21 protein-coding genes are annotated in these 25,776 nt (G+C 51.0%); 1 reads left to right on the top strand and 20 read right to left on the bottom strand.

The window, feature by feature from the left end; genetic code table 11:
- Positions 1-33: 33 nt before the first annotated feature.
- The 19 genes from FHT67_RS00875 to ilvB form a co-directional block, all read right to left on the bottom strand.
- On the bottom strand, positions 34-1,041 hold the full coding sequence (locus FHT67_RS00875; protein WP_167196786.1) for an endo-1,4-beta-xylanase: 1,008 nt from the start codon (positions 1,039-1,041) through the stop codon (positions 34-36).
- 27 nt (positions 1,042-1,068) lie between these two features.
- The gene (locus FHT67_RS00870; protein WP_167194834.1) at positions 1,069-3,132 is read right to left on the bottom strand and encodes an alpha-glucuronidase family glycosyl hydrolase; all 2,064 of its coding nucleotides are present in this window, start codon (positions 3,130-3,132) and stop codon (positions 1,069-1,071) included.
- Between the two features lie 97 nt (positions 3,133-3,229).
- Entirely contained in the window at positions 3,230-4,150 is a 921-nt protein-coding gene (locus tag FHT67_RS00865) for a carbohydrate ABC transporter permease (RefSeq protein ID WP_132303151.1), read from the bottom strand.
- A 39-nt stretch (positions 4,151-4,189) separates the two neighbouring features.
- Positions 4,190-5,161 carry an ABC transporter permease subunit gene (locus FHT67_RS00860; protein WP_167194831.1) on the bottom strand — a complete coding sequence of 324 codons (972 nt, stop codon included), beginning with the start codon at positions 5,159-5,161 and terminating at the stop codon, positions 4,190-4,192.
- Positions 5,162-5,250: 89 nt separating this feature from the next.
- The gene (locus FHT67_RS00855) at positions 5,251-6,963 is read right to left on the bottom strand and encodes an ABC transporter substrate-binding protein (protein WP_132303149.1); all 1,713 of its coding nucleotides are present in this window, start codon (positions 6,961-6,963) and stop codon (positions 5,251-5,253) included.
- A 133-nt stretch (positions 6,964-7,096) separates the two neighbouring features.
- Complete coding sequence (locus FHT67_RS00850; protein ID WP_167194828.1) at positions 7,097-8,830, bottom strand: sensor histidine kinase; 1,734 nt, start codon at positions 8,828-8,830, stop codon at positions 7,097-7,099.
- A gap of 15 nt (positions 8,831-8,845) precedes the next feature.
- The gene (locus FHT67_RS00845) at positions 8,846-10,414 is read right to left on the bottom strand and encodes a response regulator (RefSeq protein ID WP_132303147.1); all 1,569 of its coding nucleotides are present in this window, start codon (positions 10,412-10,414) and stop codon (positions 8,846-8,848) included.
- Between the two features lie 337 nt (positions 10,415-10,751).
- Positions 10,752-12,269, bottom strand: a complete 1,518-nt coding sequence (locus FHT67_RS00840; RefSeq protein ID WP_132303146.1) for a leucyl aminopeptidase — start codon at positions 12,267-12,269, stop codon at positions 10,752-10,754.
- A gap of 75 nt (positions 12,270-12,344) precedes the next feature.
- Positions 12,345-13,724: an ATP-binding protein gene (locus FHT67_RS00835; protein WP_132303145.1), complete on the bottom strand. Its 1,380-nt coding sequence runs from the start codon at positions 13,722-13,724 to the stop codon at positions 12,345-12,347.
- A gap of 173 nt (positions 13,725-13,897) precedes the next feature.
- Positions 13,898-15,214, bottom strand: a complete 1,317-nt coding sequence (locus FHT67_RS00830; protein WP_167194825.1) for an anti-sigma factor domain-containing protein — start codon at positions 15,212-15,214, stop codon at positions 13,898-13,900.
- Positions 15,211-16,002 carry an RNA polymerase sigma factor SigI gene (gene sigI, locus FHT67_RS00825; RefSeq protein ID WP_167194822.1) on the bottom strand — a complete coding sequence of 264 codons (792 nt, stop codon included), beginning with the start codon at positions 16,000-16,002 and terminating at the stop codon, positions 15,211-15,213. Before sigI ends, FHT67_RS00830 begins: the two co-directional genes overlap by 4 nt.
- Positions 16,003-16,179: 177 nt before the next feature.
- Complete coding sequence (locus tag FHT67_RS00820; protein ID WP_015842935.1) at positions 16,180-16,596, bottom strand: hypothetical protein; 417 nt, start codon at positions 16,594-16,596, stop codon at positions 16,180-16,182.
- A gap of 340 nt (positions 16,597-16,936) precedes the next feature.
- On the bottom strand, positions 16,937-17,485 hold the full coding sequence (locus FHT67_RS00815; RefSeq protein ID WP_132303142.1) for a peroxiredoxin: 549 nt from the start codon (positions 17,483-17,485) through the stop codon (positions 16,937-16,939).
- Between the two features lie 148 nt (positions 17,486-17,633).
- A complete protein-coding gene (gene leuB / locus FHT67_RS00810) occupies positions 17,634-18,713 on the bottom strand; it encodes a 3-isopropylmalate dehydrogenase (RefSeq protein WP_167194819.1) in 1,080 nt (359 codons plus the stop codon).
- A gap of 137 nt (positions 18,714-18,850) precedes the next feature.
- Positions 18,851-19,249, bottom strand: a complete 399-nt coding sequence (locus tag FHT67_RS00805) for a secondary thiamine-phosphate synthase enzyme YjbQ (RefSeq protein ID WP_167194816.1) — start codon at positions 19,247-19,249, stop codon at positions 18,851-18,853.
- A 127-nt stretch (positions 19,250-19,376) separates the two neighbouring features.
- Positions 19,377-20,921, bottom strand: a complete 1,545-nt coding sequence (locus tag FHT67_RS00800; protein ID WP_116393954.1) for a 2-isopropylmalate synthase — start codon at positions 20,919-20,921, stop codon at positions 19,377-19,379.
- 124 nt (positions 20,922-21,045) lie between these two features.
- The gene (ilvC, locus tag FHT67_RS00795) at positions 21,046-22,038 is read right to left on the bottom strand and encodes a ketol-acid reductoisomerase (protein WP_132303138.1); all 993 of its coding nucleotides are present in this window, start codon (positions 22,036-22,038) and stop codon (positions 21,046-21,048) included.
- 112 nt (positions 22,039-22,150) lie between these two features.
- On the bottom strand, positions 22,151-22,636 hold the full coding sequence (gene ilvN, locus FHT67_RS00790) for an acetolactate synthase small subunit (RefSeq protein ID WP_132303137.1): 486 nt from the start codon (positions 22,634-22,636) through the stop codon (positions 22,151-22,153).
- Positions 22,633-24,378 (bottom strand): biosynthetic-type acetolactate synthase large subunit, encoded by a 1,746-nt coding sequence (ilvB, locus tag FHT67_RS00785; protein WP_167194813.1) that lies wholly within the window; start codon positions 24,376-24,378, stop codon positions 22,633-22,635. Before ilvB ends, ilvN begins: the two co-directional genes overlap by 4 nt.
- A 518-nt stretch (positions 24,379-24,896) precedes the next feature.
- Here ilvB and FHT67_RS00780 point away from each other — a divergent pair.
- Positions 24,897-25,364, top strand: a complete 468-nt coding sequence (locus tag FHT67_RS00780; RefSeq protein ID WP_167194810.1) for a GNAT family N-acetyltransferase — start codon at positions 24,897-24,899, stop codon at positions 25,362-25,364.
- Here the strand turns inward: FHT67_RS00780 and FHT67_RS00775 are convergent.
- Positions 25,361-25,747, bottom strand: coding sequence for a hypothetical protein (locus FHT67_RS00775; RefSeq protein ID WP_132303134.1), 387 nt, complete (start codon positions 25,745-25,747; stop codon positions 25,361-25,363). The genes FHT67_RS00780 and FHT67_RS00775 overlap by 4 nt on opposite strands.
- Between the last annotated feature and the right edge of the window lie 29 nt (positions 25,748-25,776).

Raw genomic sequence — 25,776 nt, 5'->3', positions numbered from 1 at the left:
GCCCCTGCGAAGGACTCCGTTTCAGGTTTATGCTTATTTCCGCCAATCCGTAATTTTCCAAAAGGATGCTTTTGGCTCATGCTTCCCATCAAATACAAACGGCCAATTTTTCCGTCCGCGTACGGGGAAGTTATCCAGCCAGGTGTAGTCGTCGGCTGCCCCCCAGAACGTAACCGCGGTAATTACCTCTTTGTATTCGCGGAACAGCTCGAATACCTGCCCGTAACGTTCCGCCTGCCGCTCCAGCATGTCCGCCGAAGGCTCCGTCATATCCGTCCGCTTATCGTCATGATCAAATACCGATATGTCCAGCTCCGTTACTTGCAGCTTAAGCCCCGTTGCCGCGTAACGCTCGATGGCTTCCCGGATTTCGGCAAGACTTGGACCGTTCAGATTCCAATGTCCCTGCAGGCCGATTCCGTGAATCGGAACCTGTTTAGCCTGCAGCGATTGAACGAGACGTATAATTTTGTCCCGCTTCTCCGGGTTGCATTCGTTATAGTCATTGTAGAACAGTAGGGCGTTAGGATCGGCCGCATGCGCATATTCGAAAGCTTTTGCGATAAAGTTCTCACCGGCCAGGTTCAGCCATTTGGACTCCCGGAGCCATACGCCGCTTTTATCCTCAATAACTTCATTTACAACATCCCAGCAATAAATAATGCCTTTATAGCGGCCAACAACGGTATCGATATGGCTCTTCATCCGGGCTAGCAGCGTTTCCCTGTCGGCCGGTTCACCACCGGGAGCTTCAAATACCCAGTCAGGCGTCTGATTGTGCCAGACCAGCGTATGCCCGCGCAGCTTCATGCCGTTAGCCGCCGCAAAGTCGGCGATCTTATCCGCCGCTTCGAACGTGTACGCCTCTTCGGAAGGATGCACGCGCTCGAATTTCATATCATTTTCAGCCGTCAGACTGTTGTAATGGGCAGTAAGCACATCCTTCTGGGAGGCAATCGTCGTCAGATTAACCGCTGCTCCGATATCAAAGTAATCCTTATAAACGGAATGAAGTGCCGGAAGCTTCGAAAGGTATGACATAATCTGCATCAACTCTTTCCTTCTGGATTAGTAAATTACCCGGTTATGAGCATCCGGAATGCCGGATTTGCGGAAGAAGTACGTATTAACGATGTCGCGCCATTGCTTGGCATTCTCCAGCTGCTTATTCATGCGGCCCATTACATGGCGGAACCGGTTGCCGTCAACGAGACCCTCAAGCTCCTGCCAGCGGCTCATCCAATATTCCACCCGCTCCACGCCGGCGAAATGCGTATCGTAAATATGCTGAATAACCGTCTTGCCCGATTTCAGCCGATGCGTGTAAGGCACATGATGGAAGAAGAGCAGCAGCTCGTCCGGGCAAGTCTCCAGGCTGTCGTAGACCTCGGCAATCGGCTGCGTATACTGGCTGCTGTAGCCTGTACCCGTCGCAGCCGTACGGTCCACTCCGATACCCTTATGGTCGGCAAAATGGTACGTTCCCCACTTGGAATATTCGTAGCCGTCAATATCCGGTCCGTAGTGGTAATGAGGCGTAACCATCCAGCCCACGCCAAGCGGCGCCGTATAACTCTCGTAGATGGACCAGGATTCAAGCAGGAAGTTAACAAGTACCTCCCGGACGTTGTTGTCCCCCCCAAACGTCTGAACAGCCCATTCCGCCGCAATCTCCTCCGAAGACAGCTCCGGATTCCAGATCAAGCGGCCGTAGCCGTACAAATTCGCCTGCGCGAGATGATGCCCGGTCCAGTTCTCGTCATTGCCGATATTGCTGACGGCCGTAATGCCGCTATAAGTATAGGCATGGACGCTGCCTGCCGCAATCTCCTTGACCGTGCTGCCCGCGCCTTTGACATGGGTATCAAAGTTCAAGACTTCCTTCCACTGCGGAATGAGGAAGCAGACATCCTTCTGCTGGCCCGTATATTCCTGGGCAATCTGAAACTCCATCATCTGGTTGGTATGCTCCATTGCGCCAAAGAGCGGCGAGACCGGCTCGCGGACCTGGAAATCCATCGGACCGTTCTTAATCTGCAGAATCACATTGTCCTTGAAGCGTCCGTCCAGCGGCTTAAAGTGATCGTAAGCGGCACGCGCACGATCGGTTGAACGGTCGCGCCAGTCCTGATGGCAGTTGTAGACGAAGCAGCGCCAGAGCACAAGTCCGCCGTACGGTTCCAAGGCTTCGGCCAGCATGTTGGCTCCGTCCGCATGGTCGCGTCCGTAGGTAAACGGACCGGGACGATTCTCGGAATCGGCTTTTACCAGGAAGCCGCCAAAGTCCGGAATATAACGGTACACTTCGGCCGCCTTCTCCTTCCACCAGCCGCGCACAGCCGGATCAAGAGGATCGGCCGTTTCCAGGCCGCCAATCTCAATCGTTCCGGCGTAGTTCACGCTCAGGAACAGCTTAATGCCGTATTCGCCGAACACCCCGGCAATGCTCTCAACATCCGGAAGAAGCTTTTCCGTTATAAGAAACGTCTCTTCGCGGTGCACGTTGACATTGTTAATGGCAATGCCGTTAATGCCGACCGATGCCATCAGACGGGCATAATCGCGGATCCGTTCCGAATCGGACAGCACCTGGTTGTTATCGTAAAAGATCGAACGGCCGGAATAACCGCGTTCCACGCTGCCGTCGAGGTTATCCCAATGGTTAATCATGCGCAGGCCGTATTTCGGCGACTCGGCCAGATTCAACTGATCAATCGCAGCCCCGGACTGCATCAGGCGCAGCAGATGGAATACCGCGTACAATACTCCTCTCTCGGACTTGCCGGCCGCGATGATATACTCTTTCTCCGCCTCCCGAACGGTTTTTAAGAGGTAGCCCTCATCAGATAGAGCCGCCGCATCGCCGGCCGACTGATCCACCCAAGAGTCGCCGCCGAGAACCTCCAGCACGATAAACCGCTGCAAAGAGGCTTCATGCGTAACCGAAGGCGCTGCGCCCAGCATGGAGCGGATTCCCCGCGACAATTCCAAAGCGGCCGTCTTCAGGATCCCCTCAACCGGCACTCCCGAAGGCAGCACAAGCTCGCCCGCCCAGCTTTTGTATGGCTCGGCAAGCCTTTCGTCCTTCACCTGATCGTATCTCAGCCATGCTGCGTATCCGTTGTCTCCCATCTTTCATCCCCCTAATAGAAATTGTCCCGCGAACAGCCGGAATTCGAACAAAAACGCGCCCGCCCGATACAAGTCGAGGGACGCGCGATTCAAGCGATTAACCTTTAACGCCGCCGACGGTCATCCCTTTAACAAAGTATTTCTGCAGGAACGGATAAACCAGAATAATCGGCAGACTCGCAACTATCGTCATCGTCGCTCGGATCGAGGTTGGCGTAACCGCCGTTACGCCGCTTTGTCCGGCTGCAAACTGATCGCCTGCATTGGTTGACGATGCCGCCGTATTGGAGGTTTGCAGTATTTTCATCAACTCGTATTGCAGGGTGCTCAGGTTAAGATGCGATGAGTTGTACAAGAATACGTCAAACCAGGAATTCCATTGATACACCGCCACGAAGAGCGATACGGTCGCAAGAGCAGGCACGGTCAGCGGCAATACGATGCGCATGAAGGTGATGAACTCTCCCGCGCCGTCGATTTTCGCCGATTCCATAATGCCGTCCGGCAAGCCCTCGATAAAGGAACGGATAACGATCATATTAAAGACGCCGATGATGCCGGGAATAATGTAAACCCAGAACGAGTTAATCATATGAAGCTCTTTGATCAGCAGGTACCCGGGAATGAGACCGCCGCTGAAGTACATCGTGAAGATCGCGACCAGCGTTACGAATTTGCGGAGAACAAACTCCTGGCGGCTGATCGTATAAGCCAGCATAGCCGTGCAGAAGACGGAAGTAACCGTTCCGGCAATGGTACGCAAGGCGGAGATCAGCGTAGCGTGATAGATCGATGCTTCATTAAAAATGTAATGATAGTTATCCCAAGTCCACATCCTTGGCCAAGCGTAAATGCCGCCGCGGATCGAATCATTCGCATCGTTGAACGACAACGCGAACATATTAAGGAAAGGATATAGCGTAACCGTCACGACGAGCAACATAAAAACTATATTACTTATATCAAAAATCTTATCCGGTAAAGAGCTGTACCTGGCTTTGGCCGAACTCTCTTTCATGTCGATAGCCTCCTTGCTTCATCCAACTTTCGGGTCAATCTAGAACAGTCTGCTCTCGCCAAGCCGCTTCGCAATCGAGTTGGCCGACAAGAGGAAGATAAAGCTAACGACCGTTTTGAACATGCCGGCTGCGGTAGCCAAGGAATAGTTGCCCATGTTCATGCCGTATTTCAACACAAATATATCAAGGTTCTCGGAATAGTCCACGGTCATCCCGTTGCCCAGCAGGTATTGCGGCTCAAATCCCGATTCCAAAATATTTCCAAGGTTCATGATCAACAGGATCACGATAACCGACTTCAGACCCGGCAAAGTAATATGCAGGATACGCTGGAAGCGGTTCGCCCCGTCAATCTCGGCAGCTTCATATTGGGAAGGATCAATGGTTGTAATGGCCGCCAAATAAATAATGGTGTTCCAGCCGACGTTCTTCCAAACCTCCGACGCACCAAGGATGCCCCAGAAGTAATTCCCTTTGCCCAGCCATAAGACAGGCTGATCAATCAGATGCATTTTCGTCAATAGGATATTAACGATCCCTTCCGGCGCAAGCGCCGAAGATATAATATTGGCCGCAACGACCCAGGAAATGAAATGCGGTAAGTAGCTGATCGTCTGAACGACCCGCTTGAACATCACTTGGCGAAGCTCGTTTAATAATATCGCCAGTACGATGGCGGTAACAAAACCTAATACGAGATTGATGGAGCTCATCACGATCGTGTTTCTTAACACGCGGTAGAAGGAATCGTCGCTGAACAGGAAGCGGAAGTTTTTCCAGCCTACCCATTCCTGATCGAACAAATCCTTAGCCGGTCTGAACTTTTGAAAGGAAATGGTCCAGCCCCAGAGCGGTACGTACTTAAACAGGAACAGCCATAATACAAACGGCATCGACATAAACACGAGCACTTTTTGCTGCATTAGCTTTTTGAAAAACAGTTGAAGCCGCGATTCGCTTGCTTTGGGACTCCTGACAACAGATGGTGCAGCTTTTTGTATGTTCTCCACTTGCTCTTCCCCTCTCTAGCATCCTGCATGAATCCAATAGATCGGAAGGCCGGAATCAGCTTTCCGGCCTTCCGTCTACTTTTATCTCATTACCACTTGCCCGCGATGCGGTCCTGTACCACCTTCGTTACGAAGGTTTCATAGCCCTTCACGTCAAGCTTGCCCATTTGGCCCACATAGTCGTTCCAGATCGAATCGAATTCGCTTGGCTTGGCAAGAACGAGCTTCGGAACGAATTTCTTTTGCAGGTCGCCGGCTTTTTGCTGGAAGATCTGCTCGGGCGTGCCTTGGCCTTTGTTGATACTCCATGCCGGGTACCAAGCGCGCTCGTCAGGCTTCGAGAAGTATTCGGAGAAGGTCTTCACGCCATAGGCGTCCAGCAGCGCTTTGTCGCCGTCCGTGTAACCCGCGTAAGCCACTTCAGGCTGGTTGCCTACGCCGTATGCGTTGCCGTCGGCCAGTACGGAGTTGTTGCCGTAACGCGGCCAGCTGTATTCGAAATACTGCCATCCGATGGTGCGTTTCTTCTCGGGGTCGTTGCGGTCGGCGATTTGCTGCGCGCTCATTACGTAGCGGCCGTTTGCGTCCACGGTATAGTTCTGGTCTTTAACGCCCCACTGAACGAGAACCTGGTTCTCTTCTTTAAGCAGGTTATCGAAGTACTTGATGATGCGTACAGGGTCTTTCGCTTTTACCGAGATACCGATACCTCGGTTGTTAACAAAGCTAGGCGGATCTACGTATTGGTCTTTTGTATTCTCGTCGAACACGATTGGCAGCGGAGCGTAACGCTTCTCGTCGATGCCGGCTTTCTTCAGGTTGTTCGTCGCGTCGCCAACCTGCCATGCATAGTTGAAGTAGCCAAGCACGCGGCCGGAAGTCAGCTTCGCCAGGAATTGGTCTTTGTTCGCCGTAAAGGTCTCCGGATCGAACAAGCCTTCCGCGTTTACTTCGTTCAGCTTTTGCAGCCATTTTTTCTCGATGTCCGTAGCGGCGTAGGTTTTAGCCTCATGCGTGTTCATGTCGACGATAACGTCGCCGTCATTCGGGTACCCCGCAAGGTGCATGGAAGGGTTCGTGATCGAGAAGAAGCTGTCGGCAGGACCTGCAAGGGAGGCAAAGCCAATCGTGTCCTTGCCGTCCACTTGCGGATGCTTCTCTTGGTATTGCTTGATCAGATCGAAGTATTGGTCAAGCGTCTTGATCTTCGGATAACCCGCTTCCTTCAGGACGGAGCGCTGGATCCAGAATGCGCCTTGGCTGATGCCCGGATCGCCGATGTAGCCTTGGTTCGCGCCAAACGGAAGGAAGTACATTTTGCCGTCGGCTTGTCTGAATTTATCGAAATAAGGACCGTATACGCGCTTGATGTTTGGACCGTATTTCTCGATCAGATCATCAAGAGGAATAAAAGCGCCGGCGTCTAGCAGCTTGTCGATTTCGCCTTCCGGAACGATAACGTCCGGATAGTCGCCGCTTGCGATCATAACGCCGGATTTCGTTTGCGGGTCGCCAACGAGGAATTCCATTTTCCAGTCCACGCCGGTTTGCTTTTGCAGCTCTTTACCGATAACGGTGTCGCTCGCAAGAGTGTCCTTCTGGCTGGAGAAGCTGTAGTACGAGAAAGTGACGGGTGTTTTGTCATCCGCTTCCGGAGAAGAGGAGTTGGAAGCTGCATTGCCGCTGTTGCCGGAGTTACCGCTATTCCCATTGCTGTTATCGTTATTGCCACCGCAAGCGGATGCCGTAACAGCTAACATAGCAGCAGCCAAGCTGACAGTTAAAAGCTTTTTGTTAACCATTTCTGTTTAGACCCCTTTCGTCATTTCAACGTGTTTGTTGTAAGCACTTTCATCATAAAACGAATCCGAAAGCTTGATTACCCCTCAAACTTTAGTTCGTACTTTGAAAAGCATAGTTCAGCTTTTTTGTCCTTTATTGTCCGTTCATGTCGAGAGGAAGGCGCAGCTCAACGGTTGTTCCATGGCCTTCTTCGCTGATAATGTCGAAATCGAAGGAGTCTTTATAGCATAGCTTCAGCCGGGTATACACATTTTTCATGCCGACATTGTCTCCGATGGAATCATCCAAACGCAGGTAATTCAGCAGCTCCGTCAGCTTGGCCTCGGACATGCCAATCCCGTTGTCCGACAGCCTGAACATCAGCTTGCCGCCGGCAATCCCGATGTGAATCTGAATAAGACCGATTCCCGGAGAGCTTTCAATGCCATGTATGCTGGCGTTCTCGACAAACGGCAGGAAGGTCATCTTCGGGATCATCTGATCGTAAACCGCTTCCTCAACGGTAATCTGGTATTGCAGCTTATCGCCAAACCTGTATTTCTGGATTTCAAGGAAGCATTCGGTCAGCTCAATCTCCTCGCGGACCGATACCCAGCTTCGCTTCCAGGAAATCGACTTCCGGAAAATCTTTGCCATATAGTGAATCGTCTTTGCCGTCTCGGTCTCCCCTTTCATCAGGCTCCGCATCCGAATCGTTTCGAGCGAATTGAACAGGAAGTGGGGATTGATCTGGCTGTGAAGGGCATGAAGCTGGGCCTGCCGTTGACGAATCTCCAGATCCTTCTTCTGGATATCGGCGAGGTAGACGTCGGTAATGAGATTGTCGATCCGCTTGGTCATCCGGTTGAATTCTCCTGTCAACTGGCCGATCTCATCGCGCGCGTCGTCAAGCGGGATCGTCTCGAAATGCTGGTTTTTTACCTTTTTCATATGCTTTACAATCTTGACGAGACGTTTGTTTATGGATCTGGACAATGCGGCGATAATCAAAGAAGGCAGCACGAAATTAATAAGCGCCAGATAGATGACGAAGGAGCCGGATTTCCGCACGTCATGCAGGAAGCTTCTCTCGTTAATGACGCCATGCAGAGACCAGTCGTTCAAGTAATTGTTGTTGGTGTAAACTTTGTCAAAGGAGAGTGAGTTCTTCGGCATCGGCAGCGCTTCGATCTTAAGCCCCTGTGAGCGCCAGTCTACGCCGGGGTCATTGGAGTAGAGGACCGTGCCTTCCGGATTCAGGAAGTACACACTGCCCTCAAAGCCGGATATCGCAAACAGCTGCTTGACCGTCGCCATGTTGAGATCAATCTTGATCAGATTGTTATAGCCGTTGCCTTTGACATAGTTCAGTCTTTGAACGAGGCTAAACGTGTCTCCATCCTGTATGAACAACGGATAAGACACATTCGTCTTCATAAAATCCCGGTACCAGTCGGCTTCCCTCTCCGCTTCGCCAAGAGGCATTATAGGTCCGGAGGAAAGCACGGTTGGATTATCGGTATAAATAACCGTGGCGCTGGTCGTTTTGTACGCCTGCTCGGATTTGTTGAAGACGCTTCGGATATTGTTGAAAGCCTCTACGTATTCAATTTGGGATTCGTATTTTTTGTCCAGCAGCTGATTCAGCATCGGATCGATATAATACAGGTACGAGATGCCCGCGGCCTCGTCGATGACAGCGCGAAGCTCGCCCTGAAGCTTCTCCAGGGCGATGTCGGCGTCATGCGATTTTTGGTTTTTAATATTGTTGGTTGTCACGTTATAAAAAACGATGTTAGTCAATACGATCGGGATAAATACGCATAAGATATACATCAGCAAAAGCTTGTCCCGCAATTTAAGATGATTCCAATGAAATCTGCCCATCAAATCTCCACCCGTTTATTTTTTGCCCAGCAGCTTGTTGCGGTAATCGGTCGGAGTCACTTTCTCCAGCTTCTCGAATTGGGTCACGAAATAATCGGCGTTCTGAAAGCCCACTTTCTCCGCAATCTCGTACATCCGGAAATCGGTCTGTCGAAGCAGCTTTTTGGCCTCTCCGATCCGAATATGAAGTAAAAAATCATTAAAATAAATCCCGTAGGTTTTGCGGAACAACTGCCCCAAATAAACGGAGTTCATGTAAAATTTGCCCGCAATGCTCTTAAGGCTGATATTCTCGGTATAGTTCGCTTCGATGTATTTCTTGATGCGTTCAATCCCGCCCTTGGACTGCTCGTTCCGCAGCTCGGCCAGATAAGCGGCAGCCTCGCGGAGGAAATCCGTGAAGAGGCCCTTCAAATCCTGCAGACGGCTATGGCTGCCCTGCCAATCCATGATGAACGGGAGCTTGCTAAGTCCCTTCTCGTCACCCTCCATCTTCCGGATAATATTAATAATCCCGATCGCAAACCGGGTAATGGTATTGGCAACCGCATTGGGCGCAAACCGCTTCTCCACGAACTGGCGGAATAACAGCTCAATATCCTGCTCATACAATTCCGCGTCGTTCTCCTCCAGCCTCTCGAGCAATCTGCCGTACAGCTCCGAATCGACATCGAAATAATACAGCGGAGTCCCCTGTACCTGGTTCGCGTAAATAACGGTGCTGCCTTGCTCGGCGTATTTATAGGACATGGCTTCATTTGCCGACCTGTAGGAAAGATGCATTTCCTGCAGCCGTTCCACGGTCTTGCCGATATACAAGGTGACGGGTCTGCCGGAAGACTTCGTAATCGCTGCTTGAAGGCTGCTATAGACGGTTTCCGCCCGCGTTTCCGGCGAAAAGTACGTCTTCTGGTCAATCAGCAAACCAAATAAACCGCTCGCCTGCTCATAGACCGGAATTTTGCCGTTCGGAGCAGCGCTCACCGATTGCGCTGCAGCAGCCAGCTCCTTGGCCTGCCAGTCGGTGCACGCGGATTGCGGACCGGCATGAAGCTCAACCAGCACATAATCAAAGCTGGAGAACTCCGGCATTTGCAGCGCGGCGCATAAAGCTCCGTTATCGGCCTCCGAGAACTGGCCTTGAACAAGCGTTTCCACGATAGAGTCGGTAACCAGGCTGTCCCCTGCGATTGTTGTCAGCTTTTTTAAGCCCAGCGTTCCGGAAAGCGTCTTCAAGGTTGTTTCCAGTTCAGCCTCATCGATAGGCTTTAATATATAGTCATGGACGCCGTAACGGAGAGCGCGCTGCGCATATTGGAAATCATGATACCCGCTGACGATAATAAAGGCGGGGCTGTACGCGCCTTCCTCGGTAACCTTTTGAATAAGCTCCAGTCCGTCCAGCACCGGCATCCGGATATCCGCGATAACAAGATCCGGCTTAAGCAGCCGTATTTTCTCTAAGGCTTCCTGTCCGTTACCCGCTTCATCGCAAATGTCATAGCCAAGCGATTCCCAATCTATTAAATTTCTTAACCCTTTGCGCACAAACATCTCATCATCCACTAAAAGCACTTTGTACATATGCGAAGCCCCCTGACGTTTTAAAGCCGATCCTTAATGACATTAATAATTATAAAAGCAATCTTAATAGAAAACATCCTGCTCCGATTACCTGTTTTTCTCCTATAGTTAGGTCTTTTGAACAAAGAGCATTTATTCTGTAAGCGATTTCAAATTTTCTCTTATTGCGTTAAGCCAAGCTCATAGGGAAAATTATAAAGCGGTTAAACCTTGTCCAATACCAAGAAACTATAGAACTTTCTTTGTGAATTAAAGAGAAACGGCTCTCGAGATAATAAAAAAAACAGCCAGCTATGACGGCTGGATTTCAGCCGTTCATAACTAGCAGTTTCAAGGATTAGCCCCCGTTCTTCGTTACCAGCTCGACCAGCGTGCGAACCATTACGCCGGTTGCTCCTTTTGGCTCCAGTCCGCGGCTCTTATCAAGGAATGCCGTACCGGCAATGTCCAGATGAACCCAAGGAAGCTCCTCTGCGAAAGCGCCGATAAACAAACCGCCTGTGGTTGCTCCGGCATAGCGTCCGCCGCTGTTCTTCAAATCTGCGGCATCGCTTCTGAGCTGTCTCTTATACTCCGGAAATGCCGGAAGCTGCCAGATCCGCTCGCCGCTGCGCCCGGCAGCCTCGAACACCTGCTGCATCAGCGCTTCGTTATTGGTAATGGCGCCCGTCGCTTCCGTGCCTAACGCGACCATCACCGCTCCTGTTAGCGTTGCTACGTCTACCAGCTGCGTCGCGCCTCTGCGGATTGCCGTTGTCAGGCCGTCTCCAAGAACAAGACGTCCTTCCGCGTCCGTATTGACGATTTCAACCGTTAAGCCATTCATCATTTTAATGACATCGCCCGGTTTAAACGCTTGGGCAGACGGCATATTTTCCGCTGTCGGGATAACCGCAATGACGTTTACTTCCGGCTTAAGCTCGCCGATAATGCGCATTGCGCCAAGCACGGCTGCCGCGCCGCCCATATCGGAGATCATTTCCTCCATGCCAGGCCCTTTCTTGAGCGAAATGCCGCCCGTATCAAAGGTGATGCCCTTGCCGATTAATCCCCATGCCTCTTCCTTGTCGGGAGCGCCTTTATAATGAAGAACAATCATTCTTGGCGCATGGACACTGCCCTGGCCAACGGCCAGCAAGCCGCCCATTCCCTGCTCAATCGCCGCCCACTCATCGAGCACTTCGATATCCAGATCCCATTCGCGGGCAAGCTCTTCCGCGTGGGCGGCGAGAGATTCGGGAACCAGCTGATTGCCGGGCAGATTGGTCAAATCGCGCGCTACCTTAACGCCTTCCGCGTAAAGCTGGCCCACCATCATGCCTTCGTTCCACTTTTCCGCGATATCTGCCGGAACCGCAGCTCCCGCTGCCGGCACAAAAGATACATGGGAAAGCTCATAACGCTGCTTGGCTTGACGTAATTCCGGAACACGGTCGTATACCGCAAGCGTTAGTCCTTCCACCAAGGCCTGCGCAGCTTGCTGCGCGGTATAGTCGGCAGACGAAATAATCGCCTCTGGCAGACGGATTTGCGCGGTTTGCGCTTTGATCCGCTTTAGGGCATTTGCGGCTGCCGCTGCCGCAAGACGAAGGCCTTGCAAGCCGGTTTTATCGTCATAGCCCGCAAAAATAACATGGGAAGCCGAATGAAGCCCAAGCGTCGACAACGTCTCGGTTTGTTCCGGCTCCGCCTTAAACAAGCCCTTGGCATGCAGTCCGCGAACCGCCTCGTCGATTTGCGGCTGCACCCACTCCGCCATGCTGCCGGCCTTAAGCTCGGCGCTGTTAATCAGTCTCACGATCGCATCCGCTGAACCTGCCGTTGCCGCCGGTTCATATGTAAAATGTGTACGCATCAAATAATTCCTCTCTTTCAATGACAAAATCGGGGATCGCATCCTAATAAGCGATCTATCCCCGATTCTAATCGTTTATTCCGCTAATGGCAAATAGATAACAAACGAGGTACCGCTGCCCTCGGTACTGTCCACCCGGATGGAGCCGCCATGATTCCGGATTATCCGGTAGCTGACGGACAAGCCAAGACCGGTTCCTGCTTCCTTTGTCGTAAAGAAGGGATCAAACAAACGGGCAAGCGTTGCTTTGTCCATTCCTTTGCCGTTGTCTTTCAACGTAATCTCCGCAAATTGGCCATCCGATCTCACCACCAAATCAATCCGGCCTCTGCGCGCTTCCTGCAACGACTCAATGGCGTCAATCGAATTTTTGACGATATTCAGAATGACCTGCTTGATCTGCTTCACGTCGATGGAGACCATCAAATCACGTTCATTCTCGTAGGTTTCCAATTGAATGTCGCAGTTGCGCATCAGCGCTTCGCTTTCGGTCAGAAGAATAACCTCTTGTATCAGCCGGTTAATCGATACGGACTTCTTCATTGGCGCTGACGGCTTGGAAGAATTCAAGAATTCGAAAATAATATCATTCGCCCGGTCGATCTCCGTAAGAATAATCCGGGCATACTCTTCCTTGCCAAGCTGCATCAAATAAGGCCGCAGTAATTGAATAAACCCGCGAATAGAAGTGAGCGGGTTACGGATCTCGTGAGCAATCGCTGCCGCAATCCGGCCCAGCATGGCCAGCTTGTCGTTCTGCAGCGCGGTCTGCTCGATTTGCTTATACTCGGAAACATCCTTCACGCTGATTAAAAAATCGCCGTTCATCTGATCGCCGTAAGTAAAGGACACAAGCAAATGCTTGCCGTCCTTATCCTGGAACTCGTAGTACACATTCCGTTTTAGAATCATTTCCTTATGTAGGCGGAGAATAACTCGCTTGGTAGACCGCTTCAGCAGCGGATGCAGCAGAATCTCCCGCAAATTGCAGCCGACTAACGTTTTGCGCGGAATATCGAGAAGCTTCGCCATCCGGACGTTGATAAATGACAAGATCCCGTCGCTGTCAAACAACGCAATGCCGCTGTCCATATGCTGGAGGACGTTCTCATACTTATGTTTAACCATCTCAAAGGAGCGGTTGGAAAGAAAAAGCCTCTCGCGCATATCCGAAAACTTCTGTTCGACCGTTTCAGCCGGTACTTCGTTCATTCTGTGGGCAACCATCACTTCTATTAGAAACATGAATGATTGATTATAAAGCTTTAACGCTTCTTCGGATTCCACATTGGCGGCCAAATATTGGATACTTTCCTCGTGAACAGCAATAATCTCCTCAGGGTTGAACCCTTTAATGTCTCTACCGAGTTCTGATGCTTTGTAGAGGGACTGCTCCTCGCCGCCACGAATATATTCGGCAAGCGCCGGGAAATAGCGCTTTCTAATGGAATGCATCATCAACCCTCCCCGGCCACAACGATTTACAACATTTAACAACCTTACATATCTCTATTATCATAGGAGTTATTGCCAATAGCTGTCAATCGGAGACTTTGTCGAAAGATGGACGTCTTTTCCATCGAAAAACCGACTTTATTCCCGTGTCCAACGTCCCATGATTCGAGTTATTATTTATCCCGGTTGTTGCTGCGGCCTTCCCGGTCATTGTCCTTCTTATTGTCATTACGGTTATGTATGCGGTCATCCCCCTCTTCATCGTCATTATGGTTATCCTCGTTCCGCCAAGTCCACTTCTCAAGCTTGCTTGAACCGTTTACCGAATTGTCCTTATCGGAACTGTTTATTTCATCATCCCGATCGTCGTCACGGTCTTTATCCGAATTATTCTTTCCTTTAGGCCAATTCCCGCTTTGCCATTTATTCTGATCCGAGCCGGACGGCTTGCTTGGTGATACCGGCTTCGCAGGGATGGAAGGCTTATGCGGGTTATTCTCTCTGGACCAAGACGGTTTTTCCGTATGGGACGGTCTATTCGGATGCTTCAGCGGACCCTCGGTTGGTTTGACCGGCGCGGTTTTGTTGATGGTTGCGCCTAAGGCTGTTCCGCCTTGCGAGGATGCGGCTTTATCCGCAACAGGCGTAGCCGTTGCTTGCGAATTGTTTTGCTTTTCCTTGACGGCAAGCTCTTTCAGCTTCTCCTTGGTGACACCCTTCTCCACGATTTTCTTCACGCCGCCTACTGATTTCGTCGCTTCGGCCAGGGACTGGGACTTGATTTGTTCGAGCTCAATAGGATAGCCTTCATCCTTGGCCATGAGATAAACGGCCATCTTGCCGGAAGAAATGCCATTGGCGGATGCTTCCTCGCGCACCTCCGAAGGAACGGACAGAACCGTTACGTTAGGCTCCTTAGCCGCGTCAATCCCCTTGATTGCCTCTTGAATCATTTGGTCGACGGCACTCGTTACCGTCTTTTCAAGCTCTTCTCCGGGACTTTTATCCTCCAGCATGTAGCTTGTAATCACGATATCCTTATCCGGTTTATCCAAGTAATGCTCTGCCGCAACCGTACTCATAATCGAGGCAGCAACCGTATCAACAGACTTGCCCTTATAGCTGATCTTGCTTACGATCGCTTGTCCGTCGCGGTTAAGTCCGATCAGCTCCTGCACGCGCTGCTGTTGGTCTACGCCCATCTCGATGCTTGGATTAATGTCAAGGCTCACATAAGCAACTACCGGATGAGCTTCCGCCGTAGTCAGGTAGAAGAAAGGAATAAAGAAGAGCAGGATGGCCGCTGCTGCCCCCGAATACCAGTAAACTCTTTTTGGTTTACGCCTTGGCGGCGCGGCTGTCTCCGCTGGAATCGAAGCTTCGTCCCCGACTCGCATATGGGCTTGATGCGGGATTGAAATGAATTGGCCATCCGCCGTCATGACGACGGCCTTCTTGTTTTCGATGGAGAGAACAATCCCTCGTTTCATAATCCCGCCTCCTTCCCTGGCATTGGCACTGAAATGTTTAAGTAATCGGATAAATACGGATATGTACCGTTTAAAATAAGTGAAATCGCAATAATATATTTACGGTTGCGCTCAACCGTTTTCCTCGATACGCCGCATAGCTCCGTGAGCTCTTTGACCGGCAGCTTGCCCGATACATACAGCTGGGCAAACAGCTCCCGCTGCCCCGCAAGCGTCTGCGCAATACCCTGCAGAAGCAGGCGGGAATCGGCATGCTTCGGCGAGCTGTCGGCCAGCTCCATGAAAGAGATCTGGAACTGTTGCAGCTCCTTCGAATATTCCTCTATCTCGAGCCGCCTGTCGTCGCCGTCTTGCTTCAGCTGATAAGCCTGGATAGCCATTTTGGTATCGATCGGGTTATACGTCTGTTCCTCTTCATCCTGCTGGTCAAAGGCCGTATACGGCACCGTCTTGAGATGACGCTGCTCCTTGCGCACATAGTCAATAAGCCTGCGGCGCATGACCGTCTCGGCAAAGCTAAGGAAAGATCGGCCCGACTCCGGGGAAAACTGCGTGATCGCTTCGTTAAATGCCGTTAAAGCTATGCTAAACTCATCATCGCGGGTGGGATCGACGAACCGCTTGCAGAATCCGCTCGTCACCTTCGCTACATACGGCTTGTAATCGGAAATAAACGTTTCCCTCAATTGTTCATCGCCGTCATGAATTCGTTTAATTATCTGTTCAGGAGCTGATCTTTCGTCATGCGCAGCTTTAGCGGGTGATTTCCGCAAAAACCGTTTAAACATGAAGAGTATCCTCCTCTCTGTATAAGTTTCGATAAGATGCTTTTCTTTTTAGGGGGTTCCCGCTTAGCAAATGTTAGAAATATGAGAATTAATATGAGAAATCTATGGTACAGTTGTATTTATGCTTAGAAAAAAAAGCCCCCGACTCGGAGGCTTAACTTTGGTCGTGCTAAAAAGTTAAACAGAAGTTCGTCGCTGCCGTAATTTATTTCGTCTTCCGCTTAACATACCAAGACGCGTTTTAAGCTCGTTTTCCCATGCCTCGTCGCCAATCTGCTTCGCAAAGCTGAGCAGATCAAGCGATATATCGATTTGACTCAACACAACCTCCATGGGATCCTCATTCTCGTGATTGACGCAATTCTCATACAACGCTTTGCCTTCCTGTTCCACATAATCCTGGAAGTCAACTTCGGCGGCGCCGTCCCCATGGGCGTATTCAGCCAATATTTCATATTCATTCTCAATCAAATAATGTATCTCTACGCGGTGGCATACAGGACAGAAAAGAATCGGTACATTATGAATATGAGTTCGCATATGCTTCAAAGTGCCTTTCGTTCCGATCATACTCGCTCCACAACAAAAGCTCATCGGGCGACAACCTCCTAAAAGAATTTTTCGCGGTCTTTGCGATAAATTCTGCTTCGTAAGGATCAGCTAAGAATTTACGCGGTCTTTGCGATAAATTCTGCTTCGTAAGGATCAGCTAAGAATTCTCGCGGTCTTTGCGATAATTCTACTTCGTAAGGGTCAGCTTAACTTGCGCATGCTTACTTCTCAAACCTATTCGCTTCTTCCTGCCGAAATTCCTGCTTTACAAGCATAATCCGGCTTGGTTCTACATGCAAACCAGGATTTACCTTCATCGGCCAAAAAACAATAAAAAGCCCGTACCACATTGTGGCACGGGCTTTCTCCTGCTTAGCAGAACTTATTTCGCAACCAAGTGCTGTTGACCTGGCTTCCAGTTCATCGGGCACAGACCGCCGGATTGCAGAGCTTGCAGTACGCGAAGCGTTTCGTCAACGCTGCGGCCTACGTCGTTATGGTTAACGACTTGGTATTTCACTTCGCCTTCCGGATCGATGATGAACAGGCCGCGCAAAGCAACGCCTTCTTCTTCAATCAGGACGCCGTAGTCACGAGCAACGCTCTTTGTGATGTCGGCAGCCAGCGGGAAGTTCAATTCGCCAAGGCCATTGTCGTTTACCGGAGTGTTGATCCAAGCACGGTGGCTGTGCTTGCTGTCAACGGAGACGCCAAGAACTTCTGTATTCAGCGCTTTGAATTGCTCGGAAGCAAGGCTCAAAGCCGTAATTTCAGTTGGGCAAACAAATGTGAAGTCGAGTGGGTAGAAGAACAATACCAGCCATTTACCTTTGTAATCAGCAAGGGATGCTGTTCCGAAATCTTTACCGTCACCTGTTGCGGTATCCATTTTGAAATCTGGAGCCGGACGGCCAACCAAACGCTCTGCCATAATACAATTCCTCCTTAACCTATCCAACAATTTTTATAGTTAATGTCACTATTAAGTCGTGACTTACTTATAGAATAGTAACACTAGCCTAGAATAAAGTCAATATTGGAATTAATATTTATTTATAATAATTATAAATAAGAGGATCTTATTTTGTCATTGCCGCAACGATCAGATCGCCCATTGCGCTTGTGCCGATTGCCGTGCTTTTATCAACCGCGATGTCGCCCGTACGGTGACCGGCGTCAAGAACGTTTTTAACCGCGTCTTCAATGACTTGAGCCGCCTCATGGTAGCCGAATGTCAGGCGGAACATGAGCGCAACGGAAAGAATCGTAGCAATCGGGTTCGAGATGCCTTGACCGGCAATGTCAGGAGCGGAGCCGTGTACCGGCTCGTACAGGCCAAAGCTGCCTTCGCCAAGGGAAGCGGAGGAGAGCATGCCGATCGAACCCGTCAGCATTGCTGCTTCGTCGCTCAAGATGTCGCCGAACATGTTTTCCGTAACGATAACGTCGAAGCTCGAAGGACGACGGAGCAATTGCATCGCGCAGTTGTCTACGAGCACATGCTCGAGCTCAACTTCCGGATATTCAGGAGCGATCCGGTTAACCACTTCACGCCACAGGCGGGAAGTTTCGAGCACGTTAGCTTTATCGACGGAAGCCAGACGCTTGCTGCGGGTCATCGCGATATCGAAAGCCTGACGGACGATGCGCTCAACCTCTTGCACGTTGTATACGCAAGTATCAACCGCTTCTTCGCCGTTTGCGCCTTCGCGGCGGAATTTCTCGCCGAAGTAGATGCCGCCAGTCAGCTCGCGGACAACGATCAGGTCAGTGCCTTCGAGAACCTCAGGCTTCAGTGTCGATGCTTCCTTCAGGCAATCGAACACGTTAGCTGGGCGGATGTTCGAGAACAAGCCCAGAGCTTTACGGATGCCTAGCAGACCTGTTTCCGGACGAAGCTCTTTCGGGTTGTTGTCCCATTTCGGACCGCCAACAGCGCCGAGCAATACAGCGTCAGCCTTTTTGCAAATATCAAGCGTTTCTTGCGGCAGCGGCGTGCCTTTCTCGTCGATGGCGATACCGCCGAACAGTCCATGCTCGAATTCGAATTGGTAACCGAACAGCTCCTCGGTTTTTTTCATTACTTTAAGCGCTTCGCCAACAACCTCTGGACCGATACCGTCGCCGGCGATGACAGCGATTTTTTTTACTTCTGACATTATTTAACACTCCTCTTATTCGCTCTATTAAGCTATTTTCACTCTGTTATCCTTTGTACCACATTTGCAGCATGAAAATCCAAGATATAAAATCTATCATCTTTATAGGTGCTGCTTATAAAGGCTGTTCCTCTTCCTTAACCCTCAATCAGCTTAACATGAAAATGGCGCGTACGAGGCCCGTCAAACTCGCAGAAATAAATGCCCTGCCAAGTGCCAAGCACCAGCTTGCCCCCGTTAATGATAACCGTCTGGCTTGTCCCTGTCGTCAGCGCCTTCAGATGGGAGGCCGTATTCCCTTCCGCATGGCGGTATTTCGGATGCTCCCAGGGATATACCTCATCGAGCCTCATCAGAATATCATGCTTCACGTCCGGATCGGCATTCTCCTGAATCGCAATCCCAGCCGTCGTATGCGGACAGTACACAACGGCAAGCCCGTCCTGGATCCCTTCGCGAGCAACAATAGAAGCTACCTTGCGCGTAATATCAATCATTTCGTCTCTTCTTGATGTTTGCAGCGTCTCGGTAATCATTCATTCCGCTCCCTTCATTCAACCTATGTACCATTCTTCATTTGTTTTGTTCAACTAACCGCAAAAGCCAAACTGAGCAAGTCTGAATAGACTTTATCGGTTTGGCTTTTGTTGGTGCTTTAGCTTGTTAGATCAAGCTCATTTTGTCGCGTCGTCCAGGGGACTTGCGCTTCTCGATGAGGCGGTTCAGCGCGTCGATGTAAGCACGTGCGCTCGCTTCAAGGATGTCCGTGCTGAGACCGCGGCCTTGCGCGGAAATATCGTCCTGCTTCAGCACGACGTGTACCTCGCCTTGCGCATCCTTGCCTTGCGATACGGACTTGATGGAATAATCCTCAAGCTCAACCGCTTCAGCCGTAACTTTATCGATCGCGTTGTAGATCGCGTCCACGGAGCCGTTGCCGATGGCGACTTCTTCGCGCGTTTCGCTCTCAGCCGTACGGATGCGAACGGAAGCACTAGGCGTAGATTGGTTGCCGTAGCTGACTTGAATGGCTTCAAGCGTATAAACTTCCGGCGTATCGACCAGCTTCTCTTCCAAGAAGGCGCGGATATCTTCATCCGTAACATGCTTCTTGCGGTCTGCCAAATCCTTGAATTTAGCGAAAGCAACGTTAACCGCTTCTTCGTCCAGCTCGTAGCCAAGATCGATCAGCTTCTCGCGGAACGCATGGCGTCCCGAGTGCTTGCCAAGAACAAGCTTGGAATCGCGAAGACCGATGGTTTCCGGAGAGATAATCTCGTAAGTCGTTTTCTCCTTCAGCATGCCATCCTGGTGAATGCCGGACTCATGCGCAAATGCGTTGGCCCCAACAATCGCTTTGTTGCCAGGGATAACCATGCCGGTCAGCTTGCTGACAAGACGGCTTGTTCTGGCGATTTCCTGCAGGTTCAGGCCGGTTTTTGCGCCAAAATAATCGAAACGCGTCTCGAGCGCCAGCGCGACTTCCTCAAGTGCCGTGTTACCCGCCCGTTCGCCGATACCGTTGATCGTACCTTCGATCTGGTCGGCGCCGTTCAGAATAGCCGCGAGGGCGTTAGCCGTTGCCATGCCGAGATCGTCATGACAGTGGGCGCTAAGCTGAATTTTTTCGATGTTTGGTACATTTTCCTTCACCGTCTTGAAGATATTGCCGTATTCAAGCGGATTCAAATAACCAACCGTATCCGGAAGATTCACGACGGAAGCGCCAGCGCGAATCGCCATGTCCGTCATTTGGCAGACAAAATCCAGTTCGGTACGCCCTGCATCCTCAAGCGAGAACTCAATCTTGCTGAAATACTTCTTCGCGTAAGTGATCGCACGTTCGGCCGTTTCAAGCACCTGCTCCTTCTCCATCCGAAGCTTATGCTTGCGGTGGATGGGGCTTGTTGCAAGGAAAACGTGAATGGACGGATCCTGCGCGCCCTTCAGCGCTTCACGTACCGCGTCGATATCCTGTTCGCGGGAGCGTGACAAGCCAATAATCGTAGCATTCTTAACTGCGCTCGCAACCGCATTTACCGCCGCGAGGTCCCCCGGGGAAGCCGCAGGGAAGCCTGCTTCAATCCGGTCAACGCCAAGCTTCTCAAGCTGAAGCGCGATCTCAACCTTTTCCTTTGTGTTCAGGTTAACACCGGGAGACTGCTCTCCGTCGCGAAGCGTCGTGTCAAAAATATAAATTTTTCGCATTTGTGCCTTACACCTCCGGGAACAGAATCATCCCGGCCGCACAGAGCGCGTGACAGGCAAGTTGGACCCTAACCTACGCGCACTCCGGCGAACCGGGATCATTTATCTGCGGGTTATGATATTATTACTTCTTAATCCAGTGCATCAGTTCGCGCAGCTGTTTGCCGGTTTGCTCGATTGGATGAGCAGCCTCGTTGCGGCGAGTAGCAGTCAGCATAGCACGGTTGGATTGGTTTTCAAGGATGAAATCGCGCGCGAAGCGGCCGGATTGGATGTCTTCCAGAACGCGTTTCATTTCTTTTTTCGTTTCCTCGGTAACGATACGAGGACCAGTTACATAGTCGCCGTATTCAGCCGTGTTGGAGATCGAGTCGCGCATTGTAGCCAGACCGCCTTCATACATCAGGTCAACGATCAGCTTCAGCTCGTGCAAGCACTCGAAGTAAGCCATTTCCGGAGCGTAGCCAGCTTCAACCAAAGTTTCGAAGCCTGCTTTAACGAGCGCGGAAGCGCCGCCGCAAAGTACGGCTTGCTCACCGAACAAGTCGGTTTCTGTTTCTTCTTTGAAGGAAGTTTCGATAACGCCCGCACGCGTACAGCCGATACCTTTTGCGTAAGCAAGACCAATTGCTTTCGCGTTGCCGGAAGCATCTTGGTGGATTGCGATCAGACCAGGAACGCCGAAGCCCTCTTGGTATGTACGGCGAACCATATGACCAGGGGATTTAGGAGCTACCAGGAATACGTCCGTGTCTTTGCTAGGCACGATTTGGCCGTAGTGAATGTTGAAGCCGTGGGAGAACATCAGAGCCGCGCCTTTTTTCAGGTTTGGTTCGATTTCTTCCGCGTATACTTTCGCTTGGGTTTCGTCAGGGAGCAAAATTTGAACAACGTCAGCAACTTTAGTCGCTTCAGCTACAGTCAACACTTCGAAACCGTCTTTTGCTGCAACGTCTGCGGATTTACCCGGACGAAGGCCGATAACTACTTTCAGACCGCTGTCGCGAAGGTTTTGCGCTTGCGCGTGGCCTTGGCTGCCGTAACCGATAACTGCGATTGTCTTACCTTGAAGTACGCTTTGGTCTGCGTCTTTTTCATAATACAATGTAACTGCCATTTTAATGATTGCCTCCTTTTATTTAACCCTTTTGAACGGGTGTTTAAGCAGAGAATGGACCTTATAAATTCTCCCCTTAAACTCCCGTTCAAAACGGGACGTTCCTAATTTATTAACGTACGTTACCGCGGTTAAGCGCTGTTACGCCAGTACGGGAAAGCTCACGGATGCCATAAGGCTTCAGCAGTTCTACCATGGCATCGATTTTTTCCGTATCGCCAATAACCTGTACGATAAGCGAATGAGTGCCGATATCCACTACCGCTGCGCGGAAGGTGTCTACCACGCCCAGAATTTCCGGACGGGACGAAGGCTCCGCGCTTACCTTGATCAGCGCAAGCTCGCGGGAAACCATCGGATTGGAGCTCAGGTCAATAACTTTGATGACATCGATCAGCTTGTACAGCTGTTTCGTAATTTGCTCGAGCGTATGGTCATCGCCAGTTGTGACGATAACCATGCGGGACAAGCCCTGCTCTTCGCTGGCACCTACGGTAATGCTCTCAATATTGAAGCCGCGGCGTCCGAACAAGCCGGATACGCGCTGCAGAACGCCGGGCTGATCGTTGACAATGACTGCGATCGTGTGCTTTTTCATTCTGCATCCCCCATGATCATCTGATCGATCGTGCTACCCTGCGCTACCATCGGGTATACATTCTCGTCTCTGCGAACAACAAACTCGACAACTGCAGGGCCCGGATGGCGAAGCGCCTCTTCCCATACAGCTTTCGCCTCTTCTTTGTTCGAAGCGCGGAAGCCTTTCACGCCGTAAGCTTCTGCAAGCTTCACGAAGTCAGGGCTGCCTGCCAGATCGATATGGCTGAAGCGGTTCTCGTGAATCAGTTCCTGCCATTGACGAACCATGCCGAGCACCTGGTTGTTCAGGATAACAACCTTAACCGGAATGTTGTTGATCGCGCAAATCGCAAGCTCTTGCGCGCACATTTGCATGCCGCCGTCACCGTTGATCGATACAACGGTACGATCCGGATTCGCCATTTGGGCGCCAATCGCGGACGGGAAGCCGAAGCCCATTGTGCCGAGACCGCCGGAGGTTACCCAGGAGCGTGGTTTGTTGAATTTATAGTATTGCGCGGCCCACATTTGATGCTGGCCTACGTCCGTAGTTACGATAGCATCGCCGTTTGTTGTGTCGTGGATCATTTCCACAACCCATTGCGGCTTCAGTTCAACATCCGAATCCTTGTAGCTGAACGGATATTGCGCTTTCGATTCTTGAATCTGCTGGCGCCAGGCATCTGCCTTATCCGCCCGCTTCGCAAGCTGATTAACCTGCTGCAGAACCGTTTTCACGTCGCCTACGATTGGAATATCGGTCGGAACGTTCTTGCCGATTTCGGCAGGATCGATATCGATGTGAACGATCTTCGCATGCGGCGCGAAGCCTGCCAGTTTGCCCGTCACGCGGTCGTCGAAGCGAGCTCCGATATTAATAAGAAGATCCGCAGCCTGAATCGATTTGTTCGCCGTATACGTCCCGTGCATACCCGGCATGCCGAGCCACAGATCGTTGCCGCTTGGGAAGCCCCCGAGACCAAGCAATGTCGTGGTGATCGGTATTTCGGTTTTCGTTACGAATTCCAGCAGCTCTTCATGCGCTCCGGAGTATACAACCCCGCCGCCGGCAAGAATAAGCGGACGCTCGGACGCTTCGATCGCTTTGATCAATTTGTCCACTTGCAGCTTGTTTGGCGACATCGTTGGGTTGTAACCGCGGATGTTCACTTCCGTTACGGGCTTGAACAGCGTTTTTGCCGCGGATACGTCCTTCGGAATATCGATGAGTACCGGACCTTTGCGGCCGGTATTTGCGATATGGAAGGCTTCATGGATGATGCGAGGAAGATCCTCGACATCGCGGACCATGTAGCTGTGTTTCGTGATTGGCATCGTAATGCCCGTAATGTCCGCTTCTTGGAAGGCATCCGTTCCGATCAGGGACGAAATAACATTGCCCGTAATAACAACGAGCGGTACAGAGTCCATATAGGCCGTAGCAATCCCCGTTACGAGGTTGGTTGCGCCAGGACCGGATGTTGCGATACATACGCCAACATTGCCGCTTGCGCGAGCATAGCCGTCCGCCGCGTGAATCGCTCCTTGCTCATGTCTAGTGAGTACGTGGTTGAAATCGGAGAACCCGTGCATCGCATCGTAGATGTACAATACGGCACCGCCCGGATAACCAAACACGCAATCGACGCCTTCCAGCACCAAACTGCGGAGTAATATTTCGGAACCGGAAATTACTTCCGGCTTTCTCATCCGTTCCATAATTTCTTCTTTTGACTTCAGCGTTGCACTTTGCGTGACCATTAGTCATCCTCCTCTCGAAAACAACAAAAAAACCTTTCGTTCCTCGAGCTTCATGTAGAGAAGCCTGAGGGACGAAAGGTTATATCTTCCGTGGTACCACCCAAATTCGTTATACATCTTGCGATGCATAACCTCCATAGGTAATGAACGTGTGCGCACAAAACGCCCATACCTTTGACACAATAACGCGTGTCTTGCGATTTTCCCTAATAACCAACATTGACAGTGTTGCTTTTCAGGAAAACAGCTCCGAGGTGAGCTCGTAGAAAAGGGGTTTTGGCGATGGTTGCAGCTGATCCATCCGCTCTCTGAGCAAAAGAGCCCTTAACACTTCGTCCTCATCATTGCCGATAACATATGCTTGGATAAGATTTTCTTTATTATATGCCTTGCACATCTGTTCGTCAAGCTAAAGTGCCTAACAATTTGAAAAATTGTGTGAGGCATATTTGACCATCCGTTCATACAATAACATAGCCTAATTTTTGAAATTTCATTCGGTCAGGAAGGGATCGCTGATGATACGAGCACGCAACCCCAAAACGGACGATAAGGAAATATTCCGTCTCATACAAGCCGAGCTTATTCCGATGTCGCATACGGCGCATCCTCTTGATGCGCAGACGATCCGGGATCTTCCCGTGCGCTTTCGCCGGGGTGTTACCTATGTAGCCGCAGAAGGAAAAACTAGCAAGCCTTACGGCTTTATCCGTTTCGAAGTCACGGGGGAGCTTCTGTATCTGGATATGCTTGTTGTCCATCCGGATCACCGCAACCGGCAATGGGGCCGGAAGCTGCTGCTTGCCGCCGAAGCCTACGGCTTAACCCAAAACTGCAGAGCCTCCAGACTTTTCGTGGACGACATTAATGCCGGGGCCAAGAATCTGTACGCCCGCCTCGGCTATCAGGCCATCCAGTATTATCCGGAGCTCCGCTGTTATGAGATGATTAAGCCGCTTGCTTCCTCATCTTATCCATCCTATTAATAGAATCCGCCGCCACCGTACGGACCGCCGCCGTAGCCGCTGCCATAACCGCCGCCGTAGCCACCACCGTATCCGCCACCGTATCCGCCGCCGTAGCCGCCGCCACTGCAACCGCCGCAGCCAGCGTTGCCGCATCCGCATCCGCCGCCGCCCCAGAATCCAAGCGTACCGATTGCCAGCAGATCAAACAGTACAAGCGGCAAAATCGCTTTCGTCCGAACGACTTTCCCCTTTTCTTTTTTCAGAGGTGCTAATACGAGCTTGTTTTGCCGCAGTTCCACAAGCTTACCCGTAACGATAGCTCCGTCTTTGCGAACCGCATAAATGGGTTTGCCGATCAGCTTCTTTACTTGTGCTTTAGAAACTTTGCTCACTTTGCTCATGAGTATCCCTCCCTTCCCGTTATTCTACA

The organism is Paenibacillus sp. BK720, from assembly GCF_011761545.1.
Taxonomy (GTDB): domain Bacteria; phylum Bacillota; class Bacilli; order Paenibacillales; family Paenibacillaceae; genus Pristimantibacillus.
This window is presented reverse-complemented; position numbering and strand designations above follow the sequence as displayed.